Genomic DNA, 8,592 nt, shown 5'->3' with positions numbered 1-8,592 from the left:
GGGGGGGGGGGGGGGGGGGGGGGGGGGGGGGCGGGGGGGGGGGGGGGGGGGGGGCGCGGGGGCGGGGGGGGGCGGGGGCGGGGCGGGGGCCCGCGGGCGCGCTCGGCCCCCCGCGGGGCCCGCCCCGGCGCTACCCGGCAGTTCACCGTATGCTCTTGCGGGTGAACAGGTTGACGATGGCCAGCAGGATCACCGCGCCGATCAGCGAGAACAGGAACGTGCGCAGGGTGATGGCATCGTTGATGCCGCCGCCGAACAGGAAGCCGGCGATCAGCGCGCCGACGATGCCCACCACGACGTTGAGGATGATGCCCTGCTGGGCGTCGCGACGCATGATGATGCTGGCCAGCCAGCCCACGATGCCGCCAACGATCAGCCAGATGATGATGCCCATGAACGTGACCTCTGGAAGGGGAAGGGACGGGGACCAGTTGACCCGCAGTGCCGTGAAACCGTCGTGCAATCCCGTGACGGGCGCGTGCGGATGAGCCTGCCAGCCACCCTCGACGGCCCCTGGCGCTTCGGCCCGGTGACGGTCTGGCGCTGCCCGCATGTGCCCGGCCAGCGCGGTGAGCCACAGGCCCGGCAGGTGCTGGCGCAGGCGCTGGGCGGCGAACCCGATGCCCTGCCGCTGGTGCGCGACGACAAGGGCCGGCCGGAGCTGGCCGGCGCGCTGGCCCACTACGGCACCGGCTGGAGCCACAGCGGCGAGGTGCTGCTGGTGGCGCTGGGCGAGGGCGTGCGGCTGGGCGTGGACCTGGAACTGCTGCGCCCGCGCCCGCGCCTGCTCGAGATCATCCAGCGCTTCTTCCACCCCGACGAAGTGACGTGGCTGCAAGGGCTGGCTGCCGACGAGCGCGAACACTGGTTCTTCCGCGTGTGGTGCGCCAAGGAAGCGCTGCTCAAGGCGCACGGCCAGGGCATCTCCTTCGGCCTGCATCGCCTGCAGCTGGCGCCCGGCGCCGATGGTGCCCTGCACCTGCGCTGGTGCGACGCCGAACTGGGCCAGGCCGAGCGCTGGCACTTGCACGAATGGCAGGCCAGCGGCCAGTTCCGCGCGGCATTGGCCTGGTATCCGCATTGAAGCGGCGAAGCGGCAGGCAAAACCGGCGATAATGACGGCATGAGCGAACACGATCTTCCCGCCGGCGTGGTCTCCACGCTGGAACAGGGCCTGGCCAGCATGGGCCTGGCGGCGGTATTGGCGCCGCCGCTGCTGCGCTATCTGGCGCTGCTGCACCGCTGGAACGGCACCTACAACCTCACCGCCATCCGCGATCCGCAGGAAATGGTCACCCGCCACCTGCTCGATTCGCTGGCGATGCAGCCGTTCGTGGCCGATGGCAGCCTGGCCGATCTCGGTACCGGCCCCGGGCTGCCGGGCATCCCGCTGGCCATCGCCTGCCCGGGCCTGCAGGTCACCCTGGTGGAAAGCAATGGCAAGAAGGCGCGCTTCATGCGCGAAGCCGTGCGCCAGCTGGGCCTGACCAATGCGCGCGTGGCCGAATCGCGCGCCGAGGCGCTGGACGAGGCCGGCCGCTACGACCAGCTGACCGCACGCGCCATGGACACCCTGGCCGGCATCGTCCGCGTCGGTGGCCACCTGCTGCGCCCCGGTGGCGTGCTGCTGGCGATGAAGGGCGTCTACCCGCATGACGAGATCGCGGTCCTGCCGGCAGGCTGGCAGGTGCGCGAGGTGACCCCGCTGCGCGTGCCCGGCCTGGCCGGCGAACGCCATCTGGTCACCGTTACAGGCCCCTGAACCCCACCGCCAGCCCTTTGCGAAACAACGGGTTGGCGATCCATGATTTCCGCACGGGGCCGGTTGTACGCATAATGACCGGTCCCAGCACACGTCGACGAGGCACACCCGCATGGCCCGCATCATCGCCATCGCCAACCAGAAGGGTGGCGTCGGCAAGACCACGACCGCCGTCAACCTGGCCGCTTCCCTGGCCAACGCACCCAAGCGCGTGCTGTTGGTCGACCTGGATTCACAGGGCAACGCGACCATGGGCAGTGGCGTGGACAAGCGCGAGCTGGTCTCCTCCACCTACGATCTGCTGCTGGGCGAAGCCAAGGCAGCGGACGTGCGCGTGGCCACCGCCGAGGGCTACGACCTGCTGCCGGGCAACATCGACCTGACCGCGGCCGAGATCCAGCTGATGGCGCAGGAAGAGCGCGAGCAGCGCCTGAAGCGCGCGCTGGCGCCGATCCGCGACGAATACGACTACATCCTGATCGACTGCCCGCCGGCGCTGTCGCTGCTGACGCTCAACGCGCTGGCCGCCGCCGATTCGGTGCTGGTGCCCATGCAGTGCGAGTACTACGCACTGGAGGGCCTGAGCGCGCTGGTGGAAACCATCGAAGCGCTGCGCACCAACCTCAACCCGGTGCTGGAGATCGAAGGCGTGCTGCGCACCATGTTCGACGTGCGCAACAACCTCGCCAACGCGGTGTCGGCCGAACTGACCGAGCACTTCGGTGACCGCGTGTTCCGCACCATCGTGCCGCGCAACGTGCGCCTGGCCGAGGCCCCCAGCCACGGCCAGAGCATCGTCGGCTACGACCGCGCCTCGCGCGGTGGCGTGGCCTACCTGGGCCTGGCCGGCGAGATCATCCGCCGCAACAACGAACGCAACAAGGCCGCCAAGGCCGTGGAGACCGCCTGATGACCAGCAAGCCTGCAGCCAAGAAGCGAGGCCTCGGCCGCGGACTGGACGCCCTGCTGGGCCCCAAGGGCGCAGCCAGCCAGGTGCAGGCCACCACTGCGGTCATCGAGCCCCTGCCGGGTGAAGTGCTGCGCAAGCTGGCCGTGGGCCAGCTGCAGCCGGGCAAGTACCAGCCGCGCCGCGAGATGGACGAAGGCAAGCTCTCCGAGCTGGCCGACTCGATCAAGTCGCAGGGCGTGATCCAGCCGATCCTGGTGCGCCAGCTGCCGGCGGGCAACTACGAAATCGTCGCCGGTGAGCGCCGCTGGCGTGCATCGCAGCTGGCCGGGCTGGACGAAGTGCCGGTGGTGGTGCGCGAACTGGAAGACCGCACCGTCATCGCGATGGCGCTGATCGAGAACATCCAGCGCGAAGACCTCAACCCGCTGGAAGAAGCCGAAGCGCTGCAGCGCCTCATCAGCGAGTTCACCCTGACCCACGCCGAGGCCGCCGAAGCCGTCGGCCGCTCGCGCGCGGCGGTGTCCAACCTGCTGCGCCTGCTGGAGCTGCCGGTGGCCATCCGCCTGCTGCTGGAAACCCGCCGCCTGGAAATGGGCCACGCCCGCGCGCTGCTGACCCTGGCCCCGGAGCTGGCCGGCAAGCTGGCGCAGGAAGCGGCTGATGAGGGCTGGTCCGTGCGCGAGGTCGAGCGCCGTGCGCAGGCCTTCGCCGCCGGCAAGGTGCCGAGCAACCGCCCGGTGGCCACGCCGAAGGTGCAGCAGGCCGACATCGCCTCGCTGGAAACCGAGCTGTCCGAATCGCTGGGCACCAAGGTGGCCATCAACCACGGCCGCGGCGGCAAGGGCAAGCTGATCATCCATTACACCGATCTGGACACGCTGGACGGCGTGCTGGAAAAGCTGCGCACCCGCCAGGGTTGAGCGCGGCAGCGCTGCAGCAGCGCTCGGCAGGGAAACGCACACGCCGCGGGACGGCTTCGTGCCGCGGCTCATCCAGGGAGCAGGAATGAGCATGGACATCGACGACGTCAGCCCGGGCGGCAGCCCGATCCTGGTGCACAGCCGGGAAAAGGACTTCACCCCGGCCCAGGGTGAGTCGCACATCGAGGCCATCAGCGCGCACATCGAGCGCCACCTGGGGCCGATCTCGGGCGTATTCCACGAAATCATCTCCGACCTCGTGCATATCGACGTGCACGTCGTGCCGGCCAGCGAGCCGTTTCCGTACCTGCGCCTTGTGACGTCGGGCATGAGCGACCTGCCGATGACCCTGCCCGAAGGTGCGCCCGGCCCGGCATACATGGAGCTGATGGTGACCCTGCCGGCCGATTGGCCGATCAGCGGTGATGCCTTCGAAGACGAGCGCAACTACTGGCCGGTGCGGTTGCTGAAGACGCTGGCACGGCTGCCGCACGAGTACGACACCTGGCTCGGCTTCGGCCACACCATTCCCAACGGCCACCCGGCCGAGCCCTACGCCCCGGGCGTGGGTTTCGATGGCGCCATCGTGCTGCCGCCGGTCACCGCCCCCGAGGACTTCGGCACGCTGCAGCTGGACGATGGCAGGCGTATCACGTTCATGACCATCGTCCCGCTTTACCCGGAGGAGATGGACCTGAAGCTGAAGAAGGACGCCGAGGCCCTGCTGGATCGCTTCGATGCGAAGAACATCCAGGACGTGATCGTGCCGGGTCGGGTAAACGTCGCCAGAAAGCGCTTCGGCTTCTTCTGAGACCGGTAACATCCACCGTCTGAACTTCGTTACAGAGTCCCTGCCATGACCATCCTGCTCACCGGCGCTGCCGGCTTCATCGGTGCCTACACCGCCCGCGCGCTGCTGGAGGCCGGCCAGGCCGTGGTCGGCCTGGACAACTTCAACGACTACTACGACCCGCAGATCAAGCGCGATCGCGTGGCCGCGCTGTGCCCGGGCCTGGACCTGCGCACCCTGGACCTGACCGACCAGCAGGGCCTGGCTGCGCTGTTCGATGAGGTGCAGCCCACCGCGGTGATCCACTTGGCCGCGCAGGCCGGCGTGCGTTATTCGCTGGAAAACCCGCACGCCTACGTCGACAGCAACCTGACCGGCTTCGTCAACATGCTCGAGCTGTGCCGCCACCGCGGCGTGCAGCACCTGGTGTATGCCTCCAGCAGCTCGGTGTATGGCGATTCGGCTACGCCGCCGTTCTCCGAGGACCAGCGCGTGGACCAGCCGCGCTCGCTGTATGCGGCCACGAAGGCGGCCAACGAGCTGATGGCCTACACCTATGCGCAGCTGTACGGCCTGCATGCCACCGGCCTGCGCTTCTTCACCGTGTATGGCCCGTGGGGCCGGCCGGACATGGCGCCGCTGCTGTTCTCGCGCGCGGTGCTGGCCGGGCGTCCGATCGATGTGTTCAACGAAGGGCGCATGCAGCGCGATTTCACACATGTTTCCGACATCGTGTCGGGCATCCTCGGCGCCCTCGCGAACCCCAGCGCCGACGCGGTGCCGCACCGGGTGTTCAACCTCGGCAACCACACGCCGGTCGAGCTGGAGCGCTTCATCAGCGTGATCGAGCAGGCCGCCGGCCGCCCCGCGCAGAAGGTCTACAAGCCGATGCAGCCAGGCGACATGGTCCGCACGATGGCCGATACCCGGCGCGCCCATGACGCCTTCGGCTTTGATGCGGTCACTCCGATCGAGCAGGGCCTGCCGCCGGTAGTGCAGTGGTGTCGCGAATATTTTGGCGATCGCGCCTGAGGAGGTACCCTCACGCAGCCGGATTCATCTTCGGATAACCTCGGCTTCGGAGAATGCGCGGTCTTTGTATCCCTGCTGGCCGAGTGACCCATGAGCCACCCCGAGCTTTCCGTTGTCGTCCCGGTGTTCAACGAGCGCGACAATGTCGCGCCCCTGGTCGGTGAGATCGTTGCCGCGCTGCGCGGCCATCTGCCGTTCGAGATCGTCTATGTGGACGACAACTCGCGCGACGACAGCCTGGCCGTGCTGCAGGGCCTTAAGGCCAGCACCCCCGAGCTGCGTGTGCTGCACCATGTCAGCCAGAGCGGGCAGAGCACCGCCGTCCGCACCGGCGTGCGCAATGCCCGCGCGCCGTGGATCGCCACCCTCGACGGTGACGGCCAGAACGATCCGGCCGATATTCCGAAGCTGCTGGCCGCGCGGCAGTCGGCCGATGCGCAGGTAAAGCTGTTCGCCGGCTGGCGCGTCAACCGCCAGGATAGTGGCAGCAAGCGCTGGGCCAGCAAGTGGGCCAACGCGATCCGCGCGCGCATGCTGCGCGACGATACCCCCGATACCGGCTGCGGCATCAAGCTGTTCGAGCGCGAGGCCTTCCTCGACCTGCCGTACTTCGACCACATGCACCGCTATCTGCCGGCGCTGATGCAGCGCGCCGGCTGGAGGACGACCAGCGTGCCGGTCAACCACCGCCACCGCACCGCCGGCGTGTCCAAGTACAACAACCTGGGCCGCGCCCTGGTCGGCATCCGCGACCTGCGCGGCGTGGCCTGGCTGATCACCCGCAGCAAGCGCACTGCGGTGGAGGAGCGTTGATGGAGCTGCATTGGCTCGACCAGCCGCTGACCTGGCTGTACTGGACCGGCCTGCACGTCACCGGCTGGAAACTGATCGGCTACACCGGCGCGCTGATGTTCGGCGGCCGCTGGCTGGTGCAGTTCGTGGCGTCCAAGCGCGCCGGCAAGCCGGTCATCCCGCGCCTGTTCTGGTACATGAGCGTGGTCGGCAGCCTGATGACCCTGAGCTACTTCCTGTTCTCGGCCAAGCAGGACTCGGTGGGCGTGCTGCAGAACCTGTTCCCGGCGTTCACCGCCCTGTACAGCCTGCACCTGGATATCCAGCACCGTGGCTGGAAGCGGGACAAGGCGAGCCACTGAGGGCTTGCGGGGGCCGGATCAACATCCGGTAGCGCCGGGCCATGCCCGGCGGACATCTGTTTTCCGCGGGGCATGGCCCCACGCTATCGGGCGCAGGCAGGACCTTCGTCCCATGCCACAGGCCCTGCACGGTGCGATCATCGGGATCTGCCTTCCCGGGAACCTGTGCTCGTGAAAACCCGCCTCGCCGTAGCTCTGTTGATTGTCCTGTCCGCCCCCGCGGTCGCCCTGGCTGCCCCGCCGGCCGCCGCTCCGGCCAGCATGGCCGCCGGATCGGCCGCCGATGTCGCCTTCCGTGCGCTGTACGAGAAGGAGTGGAAGTGGCGCCAGGAGGGCGGTGGCGAAGCCAGCGAGGACGAGGACGCGCCGGCCAACGCCACCCGCATGCCCGATGTCGGCCCGGCCGCGCAGCAGGCCCGCCTGAAGGTCTGGGACGAAACCCTGGCCGACCTGAAGAAGATCAACGTCAAGGCCCTGTCCGCCGACAACCAGGTCAACTACGCGATCTACCGCGACCAGGTCTTCAACCTGGCCGAAGCCACGCGCCTGCGCACCTATGAGATGCCGTTCAATTCGGACTCCTCGTTCTGGTCCAACCTGTCCTTCATGGCCCGGCGCGAGATGAAGACCGCGCAGGACTACCGCAACTACATCGCCCGCCTGAACGACGTGCCGCGCTACTTCGGCCAGCAGACCGACAACATGCGCGCCGGCCTCAAGCGCGGTTTCAGCGTGCCGCGCGCGGTGCTGGACGGCCGCGAGGTGTCCATCGCCACCGTCGCCGAGCTGAAGGATCCGACGACCTCGCCGCTGTACGCGCCCTTCAAGAAGCTGCCCGCCAGCATCCCGGCCGCCGAACAGGCTGCCCTGCGCGAACAGGCCGCGGCGGCCATCAGCGGCAAGGTGGTGCCGGCATTCCAGCAGCTGCGCACCTTCTTCGTCAGCGAATACGTGCCGCAGGCGCGCACCACCCTGGCCGCCGAGGCCATGCCCGGTGGAAAGGCCTTCTACAAGCAGCAGATCCACGAATACACCACGCTGGACCTGTCGCCCGACGAGATCCATCGCATCGGCCTGGGTGAAGTCGCGCGCATCCAGAAGGAGATGAACGACATCATCCAGCAGGTGCAGTTCAAGGGCAGCTTCGCCGAATTCCTGACCTTCCTGCGCACCGATCCGCAGTTCTACGCCAGGACCCCGGAAGAGCTGCTGTCGCGCGCTGCGTGGATCTCCAAGCGCGCTGATGGCCAGCTCGGCCGGTTCATGACGCTGCCGCGTGCGCGCTTCACCATCGTGCCGGTGCCGCCGGATATCGCCCCGTTCTGGACCGCCGGTCGCGGTGGCATGGGCACCTACTGGGTCAACACCTACGATCTGCCGTCGCGCCCGCTGTACAACCTGCCGGCGCTGACCCTGCATGAGTCCGACCCGGGCCATGCGCTGCAGGGCGCGATCGCCTCCGAGCAGAAGGACCTGCCCGAGTTCCGCCGCAACGCCTACATCTCCGCCTATGGCGAAGGCTGGGCGCTGTACTGCGAGAAGCTGGGCGTGGAAATGGGCATCTACGAAACCCCGTACGAGGATTTCGGTCGCCTGACCTACGAAATGTGGCGTGCCGCGCGCCTGGTCATCGACACCGGCGTGCACAGCAAGGGCTGGACCCGAGAGCAGGCCCTGGCCTACCTGCGCGACCACACCGCGCTGAGCGAGCATGAAGTGACCACCGAAGTGGATCGCTACATCTCCTGGCCGGGCCAGGCGCTCAGCTACAAGCTGGGCGAGATCGCCATCGTGCGCCTGCGCGCACAGGCCGAAAAGGAACTGGGCGACACGTTCGACATCAAGGGCTTCCACGATGTGATCCTGAAGCAGGGTTCGGTGCCGCTGCCGGTGCTGGAACAGCAGATCCAGGCGTACATCGCCGAGCGGAAGAAGGCCTGACGGAGTGCGCCGCCGGGGCCGGCCCCCCGCGCCCGGAGCGCGCCCGCCCCGGGCCCCGCACGGCGAGCCCCCCCCCCCCGCCC

The 8,592-nt window shown here is 68.6% G+C and carries 10 protein-coding genes; 9 read left to right on the top strand and 1 reads right to left on the bottom strand.

The features are described from left to right. Positions 1 to 142: 142 nt before the first annotated feature. Complete coding sequence (locus tag AC1VXD_RS19290; RefSeq protein WP_108766857.1) at positions 143 to 394, bottom strand: GlsB/YeaQ/YmgE family stress response membrane protein; 252 nt, start codon at positions 392 to 394, stop codon at positions 143 to 145. Between the two features lie 90 nt (positions 395 to 484). Between AC1VXD_RS19290 and AC1VXD_RS19285 the strand changes: the two genes are divergently transcribed. The 9 genes from AC1VXD_RS19285 (at position 485) to AC1VXD_RS19245 (ending at position 8,509) form a co-directional block, all read left to right on the top strand. Continuing rightward, the gene (locus AC1VXD_RS19285) at positions 485 to 1,084 is read left to right on the top strand and encodes a 4'-phosphopantetheinyl transferase family protein (RefSeq protein WP_482993402.1); all 600 of its coding nucleotides are present in this window, start codon (positions 485 to 487) and stop codon (positions 1,082 to 1,084) included. 39 nt (positions 1,085 to 1,123) lie between these two features. Then, on the top strand, positions 1,124 to 1,762 hold the full coding sequence (rsmG, locus tag AC1VXD_RS19280; protein ID WP_482993401.1) for a 16S rRNA (guanine(527)-N(7))-methyltransferase RsmG: 639 nt from the start codon (positions 1,124 to 1,126) through the stop codon (positions 1,760 to 1,762). A gap of 112 nt (positions 1,763 to 1,874) precedes the next feature. After that, positions 1,875 to 2,672, top strand: a complete 798-nt coding sequence (locus AC1VXD_RS19275) for a ParA family protein (RefSeq protein ID WP_108770493.1) — start codon at positions 1,875 to 1,877, stop codon at positions 2,670 to 2,672. After that, positions 2,672 to 3,592 carry a ParB/RepB/Spo0J family partition protein gene (locus AC1VXD_RS19270; protein WP_079224318.1) on the top strand — a complete coding sequence of 307 codons (921 nt, stop codon included), beginning with the start codon at positions 2,672 to 2,674 and terminating at the stop codon, positions 3,590 to 3,592. The genes AC1VXD_RS19275 and AC1VXD_RS19270 overlap by 1 nt, the downstream gene beginning before the upstream one ends. Before the next feature lie 85 nt (positions 3,593 to 3,677). Then, positions 3,678 to 4,403, top strand: a complete 726-nt coding sequence (locus AC1VXD_RS19265; RefSeq protein WP_482993400.1) for a suppressor of fused domain protein — start codon at positions 3,678 to 3,680, stop codon at positions 4,401 to 4,403. 45 nt (positions 4,404 to 4,448) lie between these two features. After that, the gene (locus AC1VXD_RS19260) at positions 4,449 to 5,414 is read left to right on the top strand and encodes an NAD-dependent epimerase/dehydratase family protein (protein ID WP_482993399.1); all 966 of its coding nucleotides are present in this window, start codon (positions 4,449 to 4,451) and stop codon (positions 5,412 to 5,414) included. Between the two features lie 90 nt (positions 5,415 to 5,504). Beyond that, positions 5,505 to 6,227 (top strand): glycosyltransferase family 2 protein, encoded by a 723-nt coding sequence (locus AC1VXD_RS19255; protein ID WP_482993398.1) that lies wholly within the window; start codon positions 5,505 to 5,507, stop codon positions 6,225 to 6,227. Next, the gene (locus AC1VXD_RS19250; protein ID WP_108760679.1) at positions 6,227 to 6,568 is read left to right on the top strand and encodes a lipid-A-disaccharide synthase N-terminal domain-containing protein; all 342 of its coding nucleotides are present in this window, start codon (positions 6,227 to 6,229) and stop codon (positions 6,566 to 6,568) included. Before AC1VXD_RS19255 ends, AC1VXD_RS19250 begins: the two co-directional genes overlap by 1 nt. Before the next feature lie 171 nt (positions 6,569 to 6,739). Next, positions 6,740 to 8,509 carry a DUF885 domain-containing protein gene (locus AC1VXD_RS19245; RefSeq protein WP_482993397.1) on the top strand — a complete coding sequence of 590 codons (1,770 nt, stop codon included), beginning with the start codon at positions 6,740 to 6,742 and terminating at the stop codon, positions 8,507 to 8,509. The last annotated feature ends 83 nt before the right edge of the window (positions 8,510 to 8,592 follow it).

It is taken from the genome of Stenotrophomonas sp. STEN054, assembly GCF_056854535.1.
Note: the sequence above shows the minus strand (reverse complement) of the source record. Positions and strands in the feature narration are given on the sequence as shown.